16 protein-coding genes are annotated in these 19,450 nt (G+C 63.6%); 5 read left to right on the top strand and 11 right to left on the bottom strand.

Going from position 1 to position 19,450, the window contains the following annotated elements:
- Nucleotides 1-433: 433 nt before the first annotated feature.
- From C515_RS0102160 to C515_RS0102145, 4 genes are all read right to left on the bottom strand, one after another.
- A complete protein-coding gene (locus C515_RS0102160; protein WP_043647801.1) occupies nt 434-1,582 on the bottom strand; it encodes a hypothetical protein in 1,149 nt (382 codons plus the stop codon).
- A 45-nt stretch (nt 1,583-1,627) separates the two neighbouring features.
- Complete coding sequence (locus C515_RS0102155) at nt 1,628-1,918, bottom strand: NINE protein (RefSeq protein WP_028454185.1); 291 nt, start codon at nt 1,916-1,918, stop codon at nt 1,628-1,630.
- Nucleotides 1,919-1,920: 2 nt separating this feature from the next.
- Nucleotides 1,921-2,268, bottom strand: a complete 348-nt coding sequence (locus tag C515_RS0102150; RefSeq protein WP_028454184.1) for a DUF4870 domain-containing protein — start codon at nt 2,266-2,268, stop codon at nt 1,921-1,923.
- Nucleotides 2,269-2,402: 134 nt separating this feature from the next.
- Entirely contained in the window at nt 2,403-3,527 is a 1,125-nt protein-coding gene (locus tag C515_RS0102145; protein WP_028454183.1) for an ABC transporter substrate-binding protein, read from the bottom strand.
- Between the two features lie 155 nt (nt 3,528-3,682).
- On the opposite strand from C515_RS0102145, the gene coaD reads away from it, so the two are divergent.
- Nucleotides 3,683-4,180, top strand: coding sequence for a pantetheine-phosphate adenylyltransferase (gene coaD / locus C515_RS0102140; RefSeq protein WP_028454182.1), 498 nt, complete (start codon nt 3,683-3,685; stop codon nt 4,178-4,180).
- Nucleotides 4,181-4,311: 131 nt separating this feature from the next.
- Here the strand turns inward: coaD and C515_RS22205 are convergent, their stop codons facing one another.
- Nucleotides 4,312-8,004 (bottom strand): EAL domain-containing protein, encoded by a 3,693-nt coding sequence (locus C515_RS22205; protein ID WP_051304540.1) that lies wholly within the window; start codon nt 8,002-8,004, stop codon nt 4,312-4,314.
- 90 nt (nt 8,005-8,094) lie between these two features.
- Between C515_RS22205 and C515_RS0102130 the strand changes: the two genes are divergently transcribed.
- The 3 genes from C515_RS0102130 to C515_RS22200 all read left to right on the top strand — a co-directional run bounded on the left by C515_RS0102130 (nt 8,095) and on the right by C515_RS22200 (nt 11,123).
- On the top strand, nt 8,095-9,036 hold the full coding sequence (locus C515_RS0102130; protein ID WP_028454181.1) for a class I SAM-dependent methyltransferase: 942 nt from the start codon (nt 8,095-8,097) through the stop codon (nt 9,034-9,036).
- Between the two features lie 292 nt (nt 9,037-9,328).
- Complete coding sequence (locus tag C515_RS0102125) at nt 9,329-10,789, top strand: exonuclease domain-containing protein (RefSeq protein WP_051304539.1); 1,461 nt, start codon at nt 9,329-9,331, stop codon at nt 10,787-10,789.
- The gene (locus C515_RS22200; RefSeq protein WP_051304538.1) at nt 10,782-11,123 is read left to right on the top strand and encodes a BON domain-containing protein; all 342 of its coding nucleotides are present in this window, start codon (nt 10,782-10,784) and stop codon (nt 11,121-11,123) included. The genes C515_RS0102125 and C515_RS22200 overlap by 8 nt, the downstream gene beginning before the upstream one ends.
- Before the next feature lie 513 nt (nt 11,124-11,636).
- On the opposite strand, the gene C515_RS0102115 is transcribed toward C515_RS22200, so the two are convergent.
- From C515_RS0102115 to pstS, 6 genes are all read right to left on the bottom strand, one after another.
- Nucleotides 11,637-12,434: a Cof-type HAD-IIB family hydrolase gene (locus C515_RS0102115; protein WP_028454179.1), complete on the bottom strand. Its 798-nt coding sequence runs from the start codon at nt 12,432-12,434 to the stop codon at nt 11,637-11,639.
- A gap of 346 nt (nt 12,435-12,780) precedes the next feature.
- Nucleotides 12,781-14,358 carry a methyl-accepting chemotaxis protein gene (locus C515_RS0102110; RefSeq protein ID WP_028454178.1) on the bottom strand — a complete coding sequence of 526 codons (1,578 nt, stop codon included), beginning with the start codon at nt 14,356-14,358 and terminating at the stop codon, nt 12,781-12,783.
- Nucleotides 14,359-14,613: 255 nt separating this feature from the next.
- Nucleotides 14,614-15,381: a phosphate ABC transporter ATP-binding protein PstB gene (pstB, locus tag C515_RS0102105; protein WP_028454177.1), complete on the bottom strand. Its 768-nt coding sequence runs from the start codon at nt 15,379-15,381 to the stop codon at nt 14,614-14,616.
- A gap of 30 nt (nt 15,382-15,411) precedes the next feature.
- Nucleotides 15,412-16,251, bottom strand: coding sequence for a phosphate ABC transporter permease PstA (gene pstA, locus C515_RS0102100; RefSeq protein WP_051304537.1), 840 nt, complete (start codon nt 16,249-16,251; stop codon nt 15,412-15,414).
- Between the two features lie 20 nt (nt 16,252-16,271).
- Nucleotides 16,272-17,228: a phosphate ABC transporter permease subunit PstC gene (pstC, locus tag C515_RS0102095; protein ID WP_028454175.1), complete on the bottom strand. Its 957-nt coding sequence runs from the start codon at nt 17,226-17,228 to the stop codon at nt 16,272-16,274.
- Between the two features lie 269 nt (nt 17,229-17,497).
- Nucleotides 17,498-18,535 carry a phosphate ABC transporter substrate-binding protein PstS gene (pstS, locus tag C515_RS0102090; RefSeq protein WP_028454174.1) on the bottom strand — a complete coding sequence of 346 codons (1,038 nt, stop codon included), beginning with the start codon at nt 18,533-18,535 and terminating at the stop codon, nt 17,498-17,500.
- 196 nt (nt 18,536-18,731) lie between these two features.
- Here pstS and tpiA point away from each other — a divergent pair, with 196 nt between their 5' ends.
- Nucleotides 18,732-19,442 (top strand): triose-phosphate isomerase, encoded by a 711-nt coding sequence (gene tpiA, locus C515_RS0102085; protein WP_028454173.1) that lies wholly within the window; start codon nt 18,732-18,734, stop codon nt 19,440-19,442.
- The last annotated feature ends 8 nt before the right edge of the window (nt 19,443-19,450 follow it).

Raw genomic sequence — 19,450 nt, 5'->3', positions numbered from 1 at the left:
TTCTGGCATTGGGCTGCAGGCTAATACTCTGGTCTGGCAAGGGCGACGCCATGCGTCGCCCTTGCCGTTTCCGCCAGACCAGGAATATCAGCTACCCCGAGTCCAGTACAGGAAATGCCGAGCTCGCAGGGAAAGACGGGCTCAAAGCCCTGATGTCGATGGCTCAAGCCATCGCAATGCCGCAGTCCAAGGCCAGGCCGCAAAAGCAGCAGATGTGTTTATCCTAACTCTGCGCTGCTCTGCATTGATGTCTGCTCGGTCTTCCTGTTCCTGATTGGCAAGACGCTTCAGCTTTCTTGCCGTCATTCCGGCGAAGGCCGGAATCCAGAAGGGTTAACGAAACGTTTGCAGTCTGGATGCCGGCCTTCGCCGGCATGACGGGCTGCTAGTCAATGCTTGCTGAGATAGCTTTTTAATCAGATTCCTGATTGCTTCAGCGTGCCGCTGCTGGCCAGGGCTCGCCCCAGGCCAGCTTGCCTGCGCCGCTGCGCAGCCAGCCCAGCCGGTCGCGGCAGCTGGCTTGCTGGCAGGGGATGCTGGCCTGCCAGTGCAGCAGGGTCAGCTCGGGGTCGTCGGGTCGTGCGCCGGGAAAGGACTGGCGATTGCCAACCCGGGCAATCAACAGCATGGGGCGCTGGCTGCCCGCCTCTTCGGGGCGGATGCCGGCGAGCTGGACGGCGTAAGGGGAACTGCGCAGGGCATTGGCGATCAGCGCGCGCTCGCGGGTCAGCATGCCCTCGACCAAGGCGACCGTGCCTACGGTTTGTCCTTCCCAGCGGAAGGGGTTGGTGGCGAGCTGGTCGATGGTGACCCAAGCCGTCACGCCATGGCGGCGACCCAATTTCTCGAACTCGTCACGGCTGGCCTGCATGGCAGCGGCGTGTTGCTCGCGTGCAGCCTCTTCGGCTTGCTGGCGGCTGCGCTCATTGCGAAAGTTGCCAAGCTGGCCGGTCTGCGGATTGAAACCCGCACTGGCAAAGCCGGCCGGCAGCTGGCCATTGCCCTGCAATTCCGGCGCACCAGCCAGCGCCGCTACACGGATGTTGCTGCGCAGTTCCGGGCAGAGCGCTTGCAGCCGCTGGCCAGCACCGCGCATGCGGTTTTGCACGTCCTGATCCTGAGTGGCGAGCTGGGCGGGCACGCTGACCAGCAAACGCTCGGGTTGGCACAACGCCGGGGCTTCGTCGGCCTGGGTGCGGGTGACGAGGTAGGCAGCTGCTGCGATTTCGATCAGGAAGCTGCCGTTGGGCAAGGCTTCGGCACGGCCCTTGAGCGCATGCCGGCCAAGAAAGAGGCCATTGCGGAACTCGCCTTCCCAGCGGTAACGCACCGTCAGGCCTGCGGGCCTGGACAACCATTCGGCCTTGCCGCGACCTTCGGCGCGACCGTTCTGGCAGCCGCCCTGATAGCGCAGCACGAAATCGCTCTGGTCTGGCAATGAACCCCACACGGCGCACTGGCCATTCTCGCTGCGGATGTAGTCATTGCGGTCGCTGCGGGCATTGTCAGCCTGCGCGCTCGCAGCAAGGCTGCAGGCCAGGAGGGCGCCCAAGAGGGCGGACGGGCGGTGGGGCAGGGGCATGAGTTGCTCCGGAGCAGAAGGGGGGCGGGAGACGCGCCTGGAGAATCAGTCCAGCCGGCCGAGCAGGATCAGCACCAGATCGACATGCATCCAGAGAATGGCCACGCCCATGGGGATCGCGGGCAGCGTCAGCGCCTGCAGCCAGTCTGTCCAGTCACTGCCGGGCGGCAGGGCGGCAAGCAGTTGCCAGTACCAGAGCATGCCGCCCATCATCAGCAGCGCCAGCACGGCGCCGCTGATCGGGCGTCTGGCATAGAAGCGGTGCAGGCCGAACATGCCGGCCAGTGCACATAACAAAAGCGCCGTCAGGCGCTTTTGGGGCAGAATCCGGGTCATGCTTACTTGATCAGACGCAGATTGAAAGGCAGGCGGTAGGACTCGCCATTGCTGGCCTTGATGGCGCCGATGATGCAGAACACCAGATGGGCGATGCCTACGGCAAACATGATCAGGAAGCCGACCAGAATAACGGCCAGAATCGCGCCTGCGATGTAGCCGATGATGGCGGTGATCGACCAGTTCAGCGCTTCCTTGGAAACGTCCTGGACGAAATCATCATCCTTCTTCACCAGATACATGATCAGCGGCACGATGAAGCCGAAAAACAGCGCGCCCAGCCAGACCAGCAGCGCCATATTGTTGGATTCTTTGTTGCCCGACGACACCTTGATGTCATTGTTGCTCATTTGCTTCTCCTTGATTGGGGTAAACCCTGTTATAGCTGACCCCGATGCTAAGAGCGGCAGGGCGTAAGGTCAAGCAAAGGCTCGCAGGCTTGTGGTGTGCGCCACGTTGACGTGTGACCCCGGGCGCACCGTGTTTAGCGGGTCAGGCCGCCGGACGGGGCAACCATGGTCAGCTCGACGAAGTTCGAGCCGCTGCGCTTGCCACCGCTGTAGTCGATGGTGAAGCCACCCAGATCATAGCGCCCCAGCGCCTGCAAGCCCTTGTAGACGCCATCGCGGCTCACGGTCTTGCCCGAGCGGCGCAGCGCCTCCACGGCCAGGCGGGCGGAGATGTAGCCTTCCAGCAGCGCGTAGCTGGCGTATTCACCCTTGTTCAGTACGGCGCCGGCGTCGGCCTGGAATTCGCGGATCAGGCGCAGGCGGGCGTCGTTCGGATACGGATAAACCTGGCTAAGCCCTAGGCCATGCGCCTGCTTGCGCGTGATGGCCTTGTCGATGGCCTCGTACTGCACCGGCGACAGCGCATACAGCTGAGAGCTTGCGCCCTGGGCGCGGAACTGCTTGATGAACTGGCCGGCCGGCTGCGAAACGGCGACAATCAGCACCACTTCCGGATTGGCCTTGGCCATCTGCTTGGCGGCGGTGGCAATGTCGGCGCCGTCGGCCGCATAGCGGATTTCGCTCGCCAGTTGCAGCTTGCGCTTGTGCATGGCCGCCTTGACGGCATTGAGGCCATCCTGGCCAAAGGCGCTGTCGGGGTAAACGATGCCGATCTTGCTGACCCCCAGATGGCTGGTCAGCAGCTGGATGGTTTTCTCGGCTTCCTGGGCGTAACTGGCGCGGGTATGGAAAATCATCGGGCTGGCGCTGCCTTCGCGCAGCGCCTGGGCGCCGGAATGCAGGCCGATCAGCGCGGTTTGCGCGTTGTCCAGCACGCGCGACTGGTTCAGCTCCAGACCGGTGCCGGTGCCGTAATACGACACCAGTGCCACGACATTGTCGCGTTCCAGCAACTGGCGGGTATTGCCCAGTGCGCGCTTGGGATCATAGCCGTCATCCAGCACGATATGGTTGATCAGCTCGCCATTGATGCCGCCCTGGGCGTTGACCCGGCTGAAATACAGCGCCGCGCCGATGGCCAGCGCCTTGCCCGTGTCGGCGGCGATGCCGGAAGTCGGAACGGACTGGCCGATGTTGATGTCGGCCAGGGCCAGTGGCGTGAGCGACAGGCAGGCGCTGAGAAGCAGGGGACGGATCACGGTGGGCACTCCTAGAACAGGGGCTGGAAACAGGGGCTGACGGCTTGTTTTTCTTGGTGTCGGGCGTGGCGCGGATCGCGGCACGAACGCTGCGGTCATCATAATTAAATGTGTGCTGATGGTATAGTGTCGCCTCACCTCAGCAGGAAAAAGTGATGCGTAGAGCCGTCTATGCCGGCAGTTTTGATCCCGTGACCAATGGCCATCTGTGGATGATCGAGCGCGGGGTGAGTCTCTTTGACGAAATGATCGTCGCCATCGGCGAGAATCCCGACAAGCGCTATACCTTCAGCACCGAGCAGCGCCTGCGCCTCTTGCGCGCAGCCCTTGAGCACCTGCCCAAGGTGCGCATCGAGGTGTTCGAGAACCGCTATCTCGTCGATTTCGCCCGTGAACGCCATGCCCACTACATCCTGCGCGGCATCCGCGAGGCGGCCGATTACGAATACGAGCGCAAGATGCGCTATGTGAATGCCGATCTGGCCCCGCACATCGACACCGTCTTCCTGATGCCGCCGCGCAGCATTGCCGAAATCAGCTCGACGATGGTCAAGGGTCTGGTCGGTCCGGCCGGCTGGGAAAAGGTGGTGGCGCATTATGTGCCGCAAGCCGTGCTGGAACATCTGGTCGACTGGCAGGCCGGCAACACGTAGCAGGGCGGGCGCGGCGGGGGGCGAAGCGCCCCTCCCGGTGCAATTCCCTCAGTGGCCCCCGCGGTTTTGCCGGGGCCGCCCTCCGCAATGTCTGGCGCCGTGGCGACAGGGCTGATGTCAGTTTTCCCTTTTCAGTCGTTCGGAATGCTGACCAGCGGGGCGATCAGCGGCTCCTCGTTCAGGCGGGCGGCCAGCCAGGGCAGGCACAGCTCGGCCGGCAAGGGGCGGCCGCAGAAGTAGCCCTGGATTTCCTCGCAGCCCAGGCGGTGCAGCTGCAGCAGCTCGGCCGGATGCTCGACGCCTTCGGCCAGCGTGGTCAGCCCCAGTGCCCGGGCCATGCTGATGATGGCGCTGACAATGGCCCGGTTGCGGTCATCGTTGAGCTTCATGACGAAACTGCGGTCGATTTTCAGCTTGGCCACATCAAGATCCTTGAGGTATGCCAGGCAAGAGTAACCGGTGCCGAAGTCGTCGATGGATACCTGCACCCCCATATTGCTCAGCGTATTCAGCGTGCGCCGGCACAGATCGGCATCATTGAGCAGCACCGACTCGGTCAGTTCCAGCTCCAGGCAGTGCGCCGGCAGGCCGCTGCGCGCCAGGGCGTCGCTGACCAGCAGCACCAGATCGCCGCGGCTGAACTGGATGGCCGACAGGTTCACCGCCAGCGTCAGCGGGGGATAGCCGGCATCCAGCCACTCGCGCATCTGCCGGCACGCCTCGTGCAGCACCCAGGCGCCGATTTCCAGGATGAAGCCGGTTTCCTCGGCCAGTGGGATGAAATGCGCCGGTGAAATCGGCCCGTGCGCCGGATGCTCCCAGCGCACCAGCGCCTCGAAGCCCACCAGCTGACCGCTTTCCAGGGCGATCTGCGGCTGGTAATGCACACGCAGCTCGTTGTTGCGCAGCGCCTCGCGCAGGCGTGTGTCGAGTTCCAGCGGGTCCTCGACCTGGCGCTGCATGGTTTCGCTGTAAAAGCGGAAGGCATTGCGGCCTTCCTGTTTGGCCTGATAGAGCGCCTTGTCGGCCCGCTGCTGCAGTTCGGTGAAGTCGCGTCCGTCATCCGGAAAGATGCTGATGCCGATGCTCGCACCGCTGTGTACCGAGCGCCCTTCGAGCTGCAGGGGGCGCGCCATGCTGGTCAGGATGGCCTGGGCCACTTCCGAGGCGCCATAGCCGTGCTGCAGCTGCAGCAGCACCAGAAACTCGTCGCCCCCCAGTCGTGCCACCGTGTCGCTTTCGCGCACGCAATCATGCAGGCGCGCGCCGACCAGTTGCAGCAGCATGTCGCCAGCCGGATGGCCCAGCGTGTCGTTGACCAGCTTGAAGCGGTCCAGATCGATGAACAGCAGCGCCAGCTTGCCGTTTTGCCGTTCGGCCAGCGCGCGCGCCACCTGGAAGCGGTCGATCAGCAGCAGGCGGTTGGGCAGGCCGGTGAGCGGATCATGGTAGGCCATGTACTCGATCTGGGCCTGCTGGCGCTTGCGTTCGGAAATGTCGGTGGCGACCGCCACATAGTGGCTGATGCGCAGCTGGTCATCGTGCACGCCGCTGATCGACAGCCAGACCGGAATCGGCTTGCCGTGCGGGCGGCACAGTGCCACTTCGCCCTGCCAGGCCTGATTGATGGCCAGCAGGTAGCGCAGCTTGCGGTATTCGGCCTTGCTGGCAGTCAGGAAGAGCTGCTGGGCGCGCAGCCCCAGCGGCTTGCTGTGACCGCTCAGCAGACTGAAGGCGCGGTTGGCCTTGAGCACCCGCAGGCGCGCGTCGGTGATCAGCACGCCTTCGCTGTTGCTGTCGAAGACGGTCGCGGCGAGCTTCAGTTCCTGTTGCGCCGCTTGCTGGTCGGTAATGTCCTCGCCGATGGAAATCGAGCCGGTCAGCTCGCCATCGGCATTGCGGCGCAGCGAATTGTGCCAGCGGATGTGGCGCACGCCGCCCCTGGCCGTGAGGATGGGGTTTTCGTAGACGGCCGGCAATGCGGCATGTTCGAAGGCGGCGTGGAACATCTGGCGCACGTCCTCGGTGCCGGCCGGCAGGAAGTGGCTGAACCAGTCCATGCCCAGCAGCTCCTGCACCGGGCGGCCGACCAGCTGCGCCAGGTGTTCGCTGCAGAATTCGATGCGGCCCTGCCGGTCAAGGATCAGCGTGATCAGGCTGACGCTGTTGAGCGTGGCGGTCAGCTGGCCCTCGATGGCGCGCAGCTCGGCCACTGTGCGCCGTTCCTCGGTAACGTCGAGGTGGGTGCCCACCATGCGTTTCGGGCGGCCATCGGCGTAGCGTTCGACGATCTCGCCGGAGGAGAGGATGTGGCGATACTCGCCCTGGCGGTCACGCAGGCGGAATTCCTGCTGATAGTGCGCCAGCTCGCCGTTGAGGTATTGCTGCAGGTAGGCAAGCACGCGCTCGCGATCATCGGGGTGCAGGCGGTTGCGAAAACCCTCGGCATCTTCGCTGGTGTAATTGTTCGGCAGCCCCAGGCCGCCCGAATGCTCGCGCTGGATGCGCACATTGTTCGGGTCGTCGAGAATTTCGTATTCCCAGATGTCCATCTGGCTGGCGGCGATCACCAGCTGCATGCGCTTGCGGTCATTCTGCCAGGCGGCCTGCAGCCTTTGCTGCTGCAGCACCAGCCAGTAGTCGTGGCCCAGCTCCTCCAGCAACTGGCGGTCATGGTCATCGTAGGGCTGGGCCTTGCCCCAGACCTGCAGGCGCAGGCTGTCGCTGTCATCCTGGCCATGCATCTGCACGCGCACCTGCAGGCGGTTGCCTTCCGGATTGTGCAGGGGGCTGGCCGCACCATGCAGGATTTGCGCATGGCGACTGTCGGTCAGGCTGGCGGCGAGCTGCTCGATCTCGCCTTGCAGCGCCGCTTCGTGCAATTCATGGCTGCGGGTCTGCAGGTAGAGCAGGTGCTCGGCGCGCTGGCGGCTGCGCTGGCTGGCGAGCTGCTGGCGGATTTGCGAGCTGATGTCGACAAACTGGATGATGACTTCCTGCCGCACGCCCTCGCTGTCAAAGCGCGGATAGGCGTCACTGAGACACCAGGTCAGCGCCCGGCCATCGTGATAGGCGATGCCGTACACCTGCTCTTGCAGTGGCTTGCCGGTGCGAAGAACGCTGGCAACGGGGTATTGCTCTGCAGGTAATGGCTTGCCTTGGCTGTCGATTAATACCCAGGTGCCCTTGCCGTGCAGGCTGCCATCGGCGGCGGCGTCGAGATCCAGCAGGCGCCGCGCCATGGCATTGCATTCGATCAGGCTGCCATCGGGCGCGCAGGCAATCACGCCGACCCGCAGCGCGCCCAGCAGGGTGTGCGCGCGCTGCTCGGTGTCAAGCAGGGCCTGCGTGCGCTGCAGCACGGCGGCCTCCAGCTGGTGGGTGTAATCCTCGGCCAGCTGCCGGCTGCGCACTTCGTGATCGATGCGCCGCAGGCTCAGCGCCACGCCGGGCGCCGCCGGATAAAGCTGCAGGCGGTAATGGTGTGTTTCACCCTGATGCTGCAAGGGCAGTTCCAGCAGTAGGGCCTCGTCGCGGGCAAGCACCTCGCAGCTCAGGCGAAAGAGCTGTTGGCGGTCGTTCACGCTCGCCCAGTCGCGCAGCAACTGCTTGCCGAGCAGTTCGTCCGCCTCGCCCAGCCCCAGCTCGCGCACGGCGGCCGCATTGGCGTAGACGCAGCAGAAATCACTGACTTCACCCGTGTCGCTGCTCAGTGCATCCAGCAGCAGCAGCGCGTGCGGACCCTCGGCCATTGCACGGGCCAGGCGATGGCTGAAGCATTGCCCGGCGTCGTCGCAGGGGATGGAATCGAGGGTGGCTGTCATTGATCAGTAATAAATAAGCATTCGCTTAACCCTGAAAGCATATCCTGCACACTGGTAGAATTCCATTTTTGCAAAGGGAAGTGCATCGTTATGGCCGACATCGCCAGTTACCGCAATCGCCTGTTGAAGAATTACCGCCACTGGGGCAAGTGGGCGCGGCGGCAGGAACTGGCCTGTTACCGCGTCTATGACCGCGACGTGCCGGAATTCCCGGTGATCGTCGACATCTATGGCGAGCACGCCCACCTGCAGGAATTCGATACCGGCTGGCAGCAAAGCGAGGACGAGCATGCCGCCTGGCTGGAAACCATCCGGCTGGCCAGCGCCGAGGTGCTGGGCATCGCGCCCGCGGCCGTCGTGCTCAAGCGCCGCGAGCGCCAGAAGGGCAGCGAGCAGTACGAGAAAACCGGCGAGAAGGGCGAGGATTTTGTCGTCACCGAGCACGGCCTGAAATTCTGGGTCAACCTGGGCGCCTATCTGGATACCGGCCTGTTCCTCGACCACCGCAACACGCGCCGCCGCGTGATGCTGGAAGCTGCCGGCAAGCGCTTCCTCAACCTCTTCAGCTACACCGGCGCGTTTACCGTGTACGCCGCCGCCGGCGGTGCGCGCGAATCGCTGACGGTGGATCTGTCGAATACCTACCTGGACTGGGCCGGGCGCAATTTCGAGCTGAACGGCATGGATCAAACGCGTCACCAGCGCGTGCGTGCCGATGTATTCCAGTTCCTGCAGAACGCCATGGCCGACCGCGAACGCTTCGACCTGATCGTGATGGACCCGCCGAGCTTTTCCAACTCCAAGAAAATGCTCGGCGTGCTCGACGTGCAGCGCGACCACGGCTGGCTGGTCGAATCCTGCCTGGAACTGCTCAACCCCGGTGGCGTGCTGTATTTCTCCAACAATCTGCGCAGCTTCAAGCTCGACGACCATATTGCCCCGCTGGGGCAGGACATATCGGCGCAATCGGTGCCGGAAGACTTCCGCAACAAGCGCATTCATCAGTGCTGGCGCTTTGTCAAAGCCGGCTGACCCGGAAAACCGCAACGCAGAGGCGCAGAGAAAAATCGGTGCCTGAGTAGCAAGACTTCTCGGAAAACCCAAATCAACCACAGAGACACAGAGCACACAGAGAAAAGCGGGAGCACCTCATCGGCATTGCTCAGGGTTTTGTTTCCTCTGTGCCCTCTGTGTCTCTGTGGTTCAAAGGTTTTTGCCTTTCTCTGTGTTTCTGCGTTGGATTTTGAATTTGTATACCCTGATGGATATGCCCCTGTAGCCATTCATGAGAATTGGTTGCAGGCAGATACCCCTGGATGATTTTGTGAGCAATCCCTATTTTTCCTCGCCGCTGGTGCTGGTTGATCTGGAAACCACCGGCGCGCATCCGGCGCGTGACCGCATCACCGAAATCGGCATTGTCGAAATCACCGCCGATGGCGTGCGCGAGTGGAGTTCGCTGGTCAATCCGCAGCAGCCGATTCCGGCCTTTATCGAGCAGCTGACCGGCATCAGTGACGCCATGGTCGCCGAGGCACCGACCTTTGCCGAACTGGCCGACGCGGTGCTGGCGCGCCTGCAGGGGCGGGTGTTTGTCGCGCACAATGCGCGCTTCGATTACGGCTTCCTGCGCCAGGAATTCCAGCGCCTTGGCATGAAATTCCGCGCCGACGTGCTGTGCACCGTCAAGCTCTCGCGCCAGCTGTATCCGCAGCAGTTCAAGCACAGCCTGGATGCGCTGATCGCCCGCCACGGCCTGAGCGTCAGCGGCGGGCGGCACCGCGCGCTGACCGACGCGGCCCTGCTGGGCCAGTTTCTGGCGGTGGCGCGCGCCGAGCATGGCGAAGCGCGGCTGGCGGCGGAAATCGCCGAGCTGATCCGCCGGCCCCCGCTGCCGCCCGGCGTCGACCCGCAGGTGGTCGACGAATTGCCGGAAACGCCGGGCGTCTACCAGTTTTTCGACGCCAGCGGCAATGCGCTCTTCATCGCGCGCGCGCCCAATATCCGCAAGCGCGTGCTGCAGCATTTCGCCAGCCAGGCCAAGGCCGGGCAGGTGGTGGGCAAGCTCAATCGCGACATGCTGCTGGCGCATCAGCTCAATCAGCAGCTGGCGCGCATTGCCTGGGAGGAGGTCAGCGGCGAGCTGGGCATGCTGCTGCTGGAGCAGCGCCTGTTGCGGCAATGGCGGCCCCGGCTCAATGCCCAGCCGCGCAGTGCCGAGGACCTGTGCGTGCTGGAGCTCGCCGATGAGGGCGGGCTCTTGCGCGTGCAGCGCCGCACGCTTGGCGACTTGCCGGAGCTGGGCGACTGGCTGTTCGGCCCCTTCCGCTCGAAGCGCGAAGCCAATACTGTCCTTGGCAAGCTGGCCGACGCGCAGGGCTTGTGCCGGCAGGTGCTGGGGCTGGAGGTGCGCCCCAAGGGTGGCAAGCCCTGCGCCGCCTGCGCGCTGGGCCAGTGCCGTGGTGTGTGCGCCGCGCGCGAGCCGGCGGCCGCGCACAATGCGCGCCTGCTGGCCGCGCTGGCGCGCCACCGGCTGCCGGCCTGGCCCTATCCGGGGCCGGTGGGACTGGCCGAAGGGCCGGACTGGGCGCCGGTGCTGCATGTGCTGGATCGCTGGTGTTATCTGGGCAGCGTGCACGATGTGGCCGAAGTGCCGGAGCTGCTGGCAAGCCCGCGCCCGCAATTCGATCCGGACAGCTACAAGCTGATCCAGAAAGCCCTGAAGACCGCGCAAGAACGCATCCGGCGCCTGGACGGGCTGCAGGCGGGAGACGGCCATGCCTGAGCGCGACTGGCGACTGCTGCTGCCCGGCGCAGTGCTGGTGCTGGCTGCCTGTGCCAACAGTGGTCCGGGCAGTGGCCCCAAGGCTGAGCCGGCGGCACGCACGCCCGTCACCGGCGTGAGCCCGGCTGACCTGGCGCTGGCTGCGCGGGTGAAAGCCGCGCTGGATGCCGATCCGGAGCTCTACCCCTTTGATCTGGCTGTTGCGGTGCGGGCCGGTGAGGTGATCCTGCGCGGCAGCTGCCAGACCGGCGCGCAAATGCTCAAGGCCGGGCGCATTGCCACGGCCTTGGTAGGCGCCGCCGCCGTCAGCAACCGCATCGCCGCGCGAAATTAGCAGGCTGTTGAAAAACAGCCTGTGGCCCGTTCTTTACGGCCTCGCCGTAAAAAATGTACCTGATTATGTCTTTCCTTCAGGAAGCAAGGTTTTCAGCGCCTGCGGCGCGGTGTTTTGATGCCGGGGGTGCCCGGCGGCACGTCAGGGGGCTTGTCTTGCCAAGCCCCCCGACACCCCCAAGGCGCGCCCGGTCAGCCGCCCCGCTGCGCGGGGTGCCTTGCGATGCTCGTTTTTCCGGGGGCGCGGGACAACTCGGCCCTGCGGGCCTCAAACACGTCCCGCGCCTGATCCCGGAAAACCTGCGCTTCTCAGCGGCTTTCAGGGCAGAGCGTGCTAATCAGCGCCTTTGTTGCTCAGGCTTCCTGAAGCAGAGACATAATCAGGAAAATGTATGAAAAACAAAAAAGCCCTGGATTTTACAGAGGGTGATTTGCGCCGGGCTTTGCCCGGTGCTTGATGTCGGCGGCAGAACCGACTTTTTCAACCCCCTGTTAGCCCGGCACTTGCCGCGGATCAGAGGGCAAACAGCGCGCGCAACTGCTGCGCCACGCCATGCTCGTTGTTGCTGGCGATCACCGGCAGCTGCGGGTGGGCGGCCTTCAGCTTCGGGCTGGCGTTGGCCATGACGTAGGCGTGGCCGGCGACTGCGAGCATTTCGATGTCGTTCTGGCCATCACCAAAGGCGATGCAGTGTTCGGCGTCGATGCCCAGGCGCCCCAGCACTTCGGTCAGCGCGTGGCCTTTCGAGACGGTGGGCGCCATCACTTCCAGGCAGTCGTGCGCGGAGAAGGTGATGTAAACCTCGTCGGCAAAGCGCTCGAGGATGCGTTCCTCAATGCCCTGCAGGTGGGCGTGCTCGGCAATGTAGAGCACCTTGGCGACGCCAGAGCCATCGTGTGCGGCGAGCTTCCTGACCTGGTAGCCGAAGCCCGAATCCTGGTAATAGGTGCCGATCAGCTCCGGGCATTCGCGGTCGACCAGCCAGCCTTCGTCGACGTAGAGGTTGGCCAGCGTGCCGGCGGTGAACTCCTCCTGCAGCAGTGCGCGCACGATGTGCGGCTCGAGGTTGTCGGCGAGCAGCTCATTGTCCTCGGCGTCGTGCACGCGCGCGCCGTTCGAGGTGATCAGGTAGGCGTCGACACCGATCACGTCGCGGATGCCGCGCACGTCGAGAAAATGCCGGCCGGTGGCGATGATGATCTGGATGTCGCGCGCATGCAGCTCGCGCAGCGTTTGCGCGGTGAAGTCGGCGATCTTGTGGTCGGCGTCGAGCAGGGTGCCGTCGAGGTCGGTCGCAATCGCGTGCAGCATGATGGGGCTCCGTGGGGCAGGGGGATGCGGAAATTCTACCCGCGCAACTGTGCCGCGAATGCGCAAATCCTGCCATTGTCAGAACACCGTATGCAGAGGCTTGGTGTTTGCTGGAGGGGTATGCGCTGAAAGCCGTTCAGGGTGAATGGTTGTGGCGGTATACCTGTGTCTGATTGGTGGGGCTGCTCGGTAGGCCACAAAAACCAACCTGATTATTGATCCGGTCCTCAGAATTTTGAATTTACGTAGGGGCGAGCTTGCTCGCGAAGCATTGCTGATCGCGAGCAAGTTCGCTCCTGCGAATGAAAACACCAGAGGGCCGGATCAATCAGTGTCCCTGCCGACCTCACGCCAGCCGGAATGCCTGCATGCTGCCTTCCAGCTCGTCGGAGAGTTCGCGCAGGCCCTGCATTTCGTCGCGCATGGCCTGGCTGTCGGCGGCGGTGGTGCGGATGCCCTCGGCCATGCCGGCGACGCGCTCCTCGATCGCGCCGGCGACCGCGGTCTGCTCTTCAACGGCGCTGGCGATGGCGTCCATCATTCCCGAGACCTGGCTGACGACCTCGTGGATGTGCCCGAAGGCGGCGCTGACCGTCTGGCCGTCGGCATTGCAGGTCGCCAACAGCGTGCTGGCATTGAGCACGCTTTGCTGCGTGCGTTCGGTGATGCTGCGCGTATCGCTGAGGATGCGCTGGATGTTGCGGGTCGACTCGGCGGTGGTCTGCGAGAGCTTGCGCACCTCGTCGGCGACGACGGCAAAGCCGCGCCCGGCCTCGCCGGCGCGCGCAGCCTCGATGGCGGCGTTGAGCGCCAGCAGATTGGTCTGCTCGGTGATGTCCTTGATCGCTTCGCTGACGCTGACAATGCGGCCAAAGGCCTGGGTGAGCTGCTGCATGCTGTCTTCGACCAGGCGGAATTCCCCGGAAAGGCTGGCCAGATTGCCGGTAGTGGCGTGCCCGGCGGCCTGCGCCGAGTGCGCCGCCGCGCGCGCTTGTCCCGCCGCGTTGCTGGCCTGCTCGGCTTGCTGGCTGACCTGCGAGATGGCGATGCTCATTGTGCCGCTGGCATCGAGGATTTCTTCGATCTGGCGCTGCTGCTGGCGGGCGTAGCCGGACACTTCGTCGGCGAGGTGGCTGACGCTGCGCGCATCCTCGCGCATGCCCTGGCTGGCCTTCTGCGTCTGCGCGAGCACCTTGTGCAGATTGTCGATGAAGGTGTTGATGGCGTGGCCCAGTTCGCCCAGCTCATCGGCGGGCGTGGGCATGCGGCGCGTCAGATTGCCGCCGCGCAGGCCCTGCACGATCACGTCCATGTCGCGCAGCTGGCGCTGCAGGCGGCGCGCGAAACCGAGCTGCGAAAGCACGATCAGCACGGCGGCCACGCTGAGCGGAATCAGTACGGCCAGCAGCACATGACGAATGCGCACGGCGATCTTGTCGTCCAGCTCGCCAGCGCGCCGCGTTTGCTGGCCGAGCAGCTGGTCGAATTCGGTGATCAGCGGTTCCAGTTCGATGCGGTAGATCTGTTCGGGAATGCTCAGCGCATCCTGCGGGCTGCTCTCGGCGATCTGCACGGCGCTCTGGAACTGCTTCAGGTAATTCTGCCAGCGGCTGTCCAGCAGCGCCTGCAGCTGGCGGGCCTGCTCCGCGTCGAGCAGCGTCGCCAGCGCGCCGGCGCCCTGCTGCACGCGACTGGCGGTGGCGGCCAGCCGGCCAGCCGTCTCGGGCAGCACCGGGTCGGCGCGCGATACGCCCAGCATGTCGGCCTTCATCGCCAGCAGCAGGCGGCTGCCCTGCTGGCTGTTGCGGTACTCCGCGAAATTCTGGCGCAGCTGCCAGAGGTTCCAGCCCCCCAGCAGCAGGGCGGTGCCCAGCGCCAGGACGGTAATCAGGGTGACGAGCTTGAGCTGGCGGGAAATGCGCATGCAGAAAATCCATGTACAGGCGTGTAATCTGCCTACGATACCGGGCTTGCATGACGGAAATGTTTCATCAGCGGATTCTGATGAGGGCGAGGAGGGCGGGGCTGTGTGCGGTGCATCGGGCGCAGACCAGCCAGGACGACAAAAAGCCGCCAGGATATGGCGGCTTTTTGTCGGGTATATGGCTGAAGGCCAACAAGGGTATGGGTTTGGTGTTTATGGGGTGGTGTGTATCATCCGACCACACCTCACACCCCATCAGCCGAACTTGCCGGTGATGTAGTCCTCGGTGGCCTTCTGCTGCGGGGTGGTGAAGATGGCGTCGGTTTCGCCGACTTCGACCAGCTCGCCCAGGTACATGTAGGCGGTGTAGTCGGACACGCGCGCGGCCTGCTGCATATTGTGCGTGACGATGGCGATCGTGTAGTCCTTCTTCAGCTCGTGCACCAGTTCTTCGACATGCGCGGTCGAGATCGGGTCGAGCGCCGAGGTCGGCTCATCGAGCAGCAGCACTTCCGGCTTGACCGCCACGGCGCGTGCGATGCACAGGCGCTGCTGCTGGCCGCCGGACAGGCCAAGGCCCGACTGGCGCAGCTTGTCCTTGACTTCGTTCCACAGTGCAGCCTTCTTCAGCGACCATTCGACACGGTCGTCCATTTCCGATTTGGACATGCTCTCGTAGAGCTTCACGCCAAACGCGATATTGTCGTAGATCGACATCGGAAACGGCGTCGGCTTCTGGAACACCATGCCGACCTTGGCGCGCAGCATGTTCAGGTCGACGCCGCTGCCGAGGATGTTCTGGCCGTTCAGGTTGATCTCGCCCTCGGCGCGCAGCTTGGGGTAGAGGTCGTACATGCGGTTGAAGGTACGCAGCAGCGTGGACTTGCCGCAGCCCGAGGGGCCGATGAAGGCGGTGACATGGCCTTCGAGGATGTCGAGATTGATGTTCTTCAGCGCGTGGAAGTTGCCGTAGTAGAAGTTGAGGTTCTTGACGGCAATCTTGGGCTTCAGTTCGGTGGTCATGGTCGTGGTCTCGTGAATTCGTCAGGGGTATCAGTGCGAGCCTTGCTGGCGGGTCAGGATGCGCGCCAGCACGTTCAGGCCCAGTACGAACAGGCCAATCAGCAGGGAGCCGGCCCAGGCCAGTGCATGCCAGTCTTCGAACGGGCTCATGGCGAACTGGAAGATCACCATCGGCAGGTTGGCCATCGGCTCGTTCAGGTTCGAGTAGAACTGGTTGTTCAGTGCGGTAAACAACAGCGGGGCGGTTTCACCGGAAATGCGCGCCACAGCCAGCAGGATGCCGGTGATGACGCCCGATTTGGCGGCGCGCAGCGTGATGAACAGCGTCATCTTCCATTGCGGGCAACCCAGCGCATAGGCGGCTTCGCGCATTGCGGTCGGAATCAGCTTCAGCATGTTCTCGGTGGTGCGCAGCACGACCGGAATCACCAGGATGGCCAGGGCTACGATGCCCGCCCAGCCCGAGAAGTGACCCATCTGCGCCACCATGGCGCCGTACACGAACAGGCCGATGACGATGGACGGGGCGGAGAGCAGGATGTCGTTGATGAAGCGCGTGGTCGGCGCCACCCAGCCCTTGCTGCCGAATTCGGCGAGGTAAATGCCGGCCAGAATGCCGATGGGCGTGCCCAGCAGCGTGCCGCCGATGGTCATCTGCAGGCTGCCGAGGATGGCGTTGGCGAGGCCGCCCTCGCTGCCCGGTGCGGGGGTGGTCTTGGTGAAGAGGTCGATGGAAATCGCGCTGGCGCCATTGCTGATCAGCGTGTACATGATCCACAGCAGCCAGAACAGGCCGAAGGTCATGGCAACCATCGACAGGCCCAGCGTGGCGAAGTTGGTGATGCGGCGGCGGGTATAGAGGTTAAGCATGATTGTGGTGTCCTTGGATCTCAGGAGTGAGCGCCTTCATTGCGTTGCAGGCGCATCAGCATGAGCTTGGAAGCGACGAGCACCACGAAGGTGATCAGGAACAGCAACAGGCCCAGATAGATCAGCGAGGCGATGTGGATTTCGCTGGCGGCTTCGGCGAATTCGTTGGCCAGCGTCGCGGCAATCGAGGTGGTCGGGTCGAACAGCGTTTCCGGAATCCGGTGGGCATTGCCGATCACGAAGGTGACGGCCATGGTTTCGCCCAGCGCACGCCCCAGGCCCAGCATGATGCCGCCGATGATGCCGTTCTTGGTGTAGGGAATCACCACATTCCAGACGACTTCCCAGGTGGTGGCGCCCAGACCGTAGGCCGATTCCTTCAGCATCGGCGGGGTGACTTCAAACACGTCGCGCATCACCGAAGTGATGTAGGGAATGACCATCACCGAGAGAATCAGGCTGGCGGTAAAGAGGCCAATGCCCATCGGTGCGCCCTGGAACAGCCAGCCGATGTAGGGCAGGGTGCCCACATGGTCCATCAGCCAGGGCTGGATGTTGTCGGCAAACCACGGGGCAAAGACGAACAGGCCCCACATGCCGAAAATGATCGACGGCACGCCGGCCAGCAGTTCGATGGCGATGCCCAGCGGGCGGCGCAGCCACAGGGGCGAGAGTTCCGTCAGGAACACGGCAATGCCGAAACTGACCGGCACGGCGATCAGCAGGGCGATAAAGGAGGTGAGCAGCGTGCCGTAAATCGAGTCCCAGCCGCCATAGGCGGAAGTGACCGGATTCCACTCCACCGTGGTAATGAAGGGCAGGCCGTAGGTGGTGATGGCGGGCCAGGCGCCGTACACCAGCGAGCCGATAATCGCTGCCAGCAGCGCCAGCACCAGAATGGCGAACAGGCGCGTGGCGCCTCGGAATGCCGCATCCTGTCTGTGCTGTTGTTTCAGGCGGAGTTCTTGCGCAGTCATCGTGAATTCCCTGGGGGCTGGCAGGCAGTTGCAAAACGGCCTGCGATCGGTTTTCCCGGTCAGGCCGGGAAAGGACATGAAAAGCGATAGGACAAGTCGCGGCCCGTTCAGGCGACGCGCTGCACCGGATGCGGCCCGGCGGCTGGCGTCGGTGGCAAAGGCCGACGTCGTTCAACACCCTGCCGGAGCAGCAACAGGAGCCGTGGCTCCTGTTGCTGTCGAATGCAGAGCGGGCGATGGTATATCACCCGCCATTCGGGTGGGGCGGATTACTTCCAGACCGGGGCGTTGTTGGCGCCGACGATTTGTTTCCAGTTGCTGCGAACTTCGTTCTTCACGTTGTCCGGCATCGGCACGTAGTCCATTTCCAGGGCGCTCTTGTCGCCGTTCTTGTAGGCCCAGTCAAAGAATTTCAGGGCTTCGAGCGCCTGCTCCGGCTTGTCCTGCTTGGCGTGCATCAGGATGAAGGTGGCGCCGGTGATCGGCCAGGCATCCTTGCCGGCCTGGTCGGTCAGGATCACGCCAAAGCCCGGGGTGCCCTTCCAGTCGGCGGCGGCAGCAGCAGCCTTGAAGGTGCTGTCATCCGGCTGCACGAAGCTGCCGGCCTTGTTCTTCAGCTGGGTGAAGTCCATCTTGTTCTGCTTGGCATAGGCATATTCCACATAGCCGATGGAGCCCTTGATGCGGCCCACATACTGGGAAACACCTTCGTTGCCCTTGCCGCCCACACCGGTCGGCCATTGTACGGAGGCTTCATTGCCAACCTTGTCCTTCCATTCGGTCGATACCTTGGAGAGGTAGTTGGTGAAGATCCAGGTCGTGCCCGAGCCGTCGGCGCGATAAACCACGGTGATCTTCTGATCCGGCAGCTTGATGCCCGGGTTCAGGTCGGCAATGGCCTTGTCGTTCCAGTTGCTGATCTTGCCCAGATAGATGTCGGCCAGTACTTGCGGAGTGAGCTTCAGCTCGCCGCCCTTGACGGCTTCCAGGTTCACGACCGGCACCACGCCGCCCATGACGGTCGGGAACTGGATCAGACCAGCCTTGTCGAGTTCTTCCTTCTTCAGCGGCTTGTCGGAAGCGCCGAAATCAACGGTCTTGGCCTGGATCTGCTTGATGCCGCCGCCGGAACCGATCGACTGGTAGTTCAGGCCAACCTTGGTCGCTGCCTTGTACTGTTCGGCCCACTTGGCGTACAGCGGGAAGGGGAAGGTGGCGCCAGCACCAGTGATGTCGCCGGCAAAGGCTTGGGTGAACAGGCCAGCGGTCAGGCCGGCGGTAACGAGCAGTGTGCGACCAAAGGTCATGGTTGTCTCCGTGTGTAGTTGGTAGCGCTAGTCAGGCGGCGCGGTCTTTCGAGCTGGACGCATCATAGCGAGCGAGTATTTCCGAAATATTACAAATTCGCCGCGGGTACTGCTTCGTACTGGCGGCGCCGGTTTGACCCTCACTGGGCGCATTGCTAGTATCACTGTTTACCTTTCACCGCCGCAGAGAGACCGGATGCCGAAACAGCTTGTGATTGCCAACTGGAAACTGCACGGCAGTATCGGTCAGGTGAAGTCGGTGCTGGGCGAGGTGAGCAAGGCTGGGCTTGAGTCGAACGTAGGGGTGTGTGTCCCTTTCCCTTATCTGATGCTGGCCAAGCAGCTGTTACACCCCACCCGTATCCAGTGTGGTGCGCAGGATGTCAGCCAGTATCACATTGGCGCCTATACTGGCGAGGTATCCGCCGGCATGCTGGCCGATGTCGGCTGCGAGCTGGTGATCATTGGCCATTCGGAGCGGCGTCGCCTGTTTGGCGAAACCTCGGAGAGCGCCGGCATCAAGATGCGTGCAGCGCTCGATGCGGGTCTCTTTGGTGTGTATTGCGTTGGCGAGTCGGCCGACGAGCGCCGCGAGGGCAGGGCCGAGGATGTGGTCATCGAGCAGCTGCAAGTGCTCAAGGGGTTGCCGCTGGGCCTGTTTGCCGTGGCGTACGAGCCGTCGTGGGCGGTGGGGAGTGGCATGGTGGCTTCGGGTGAGCAGATTGCCCCCATTCATGCGCTCATCAAGAGCGAGCTCGATCCACGCGTGCGCGTGCTGTACGGGGGGAGCGTGAAGGCCAACAATGCCGCGTCGATTCTGGCGATCGAGCATGTGGATGGCGTACTGGTGGGCGGCGCTGCGCTGTCCAGTTTCGAATTCATCGAGATATGCAAAGCAGCGCGCTGATGCTAGAA

Origin of the sequence: Chitinilyticum litopenaei DSM 21440, assembly GCF_000428145.1 — a bacterium.
GTDB classification, from domain to species: domain Bacteria; phylum Pseudomonadota; class Gammaproteobacteria; order Burkholderiales; family Chitinibacteraceae; genus Chitinilyticum; species Chitinilyticum litopenaei.
This window is presented reverse-complemented; position numbering and strand designations above follow the sequence as displayed.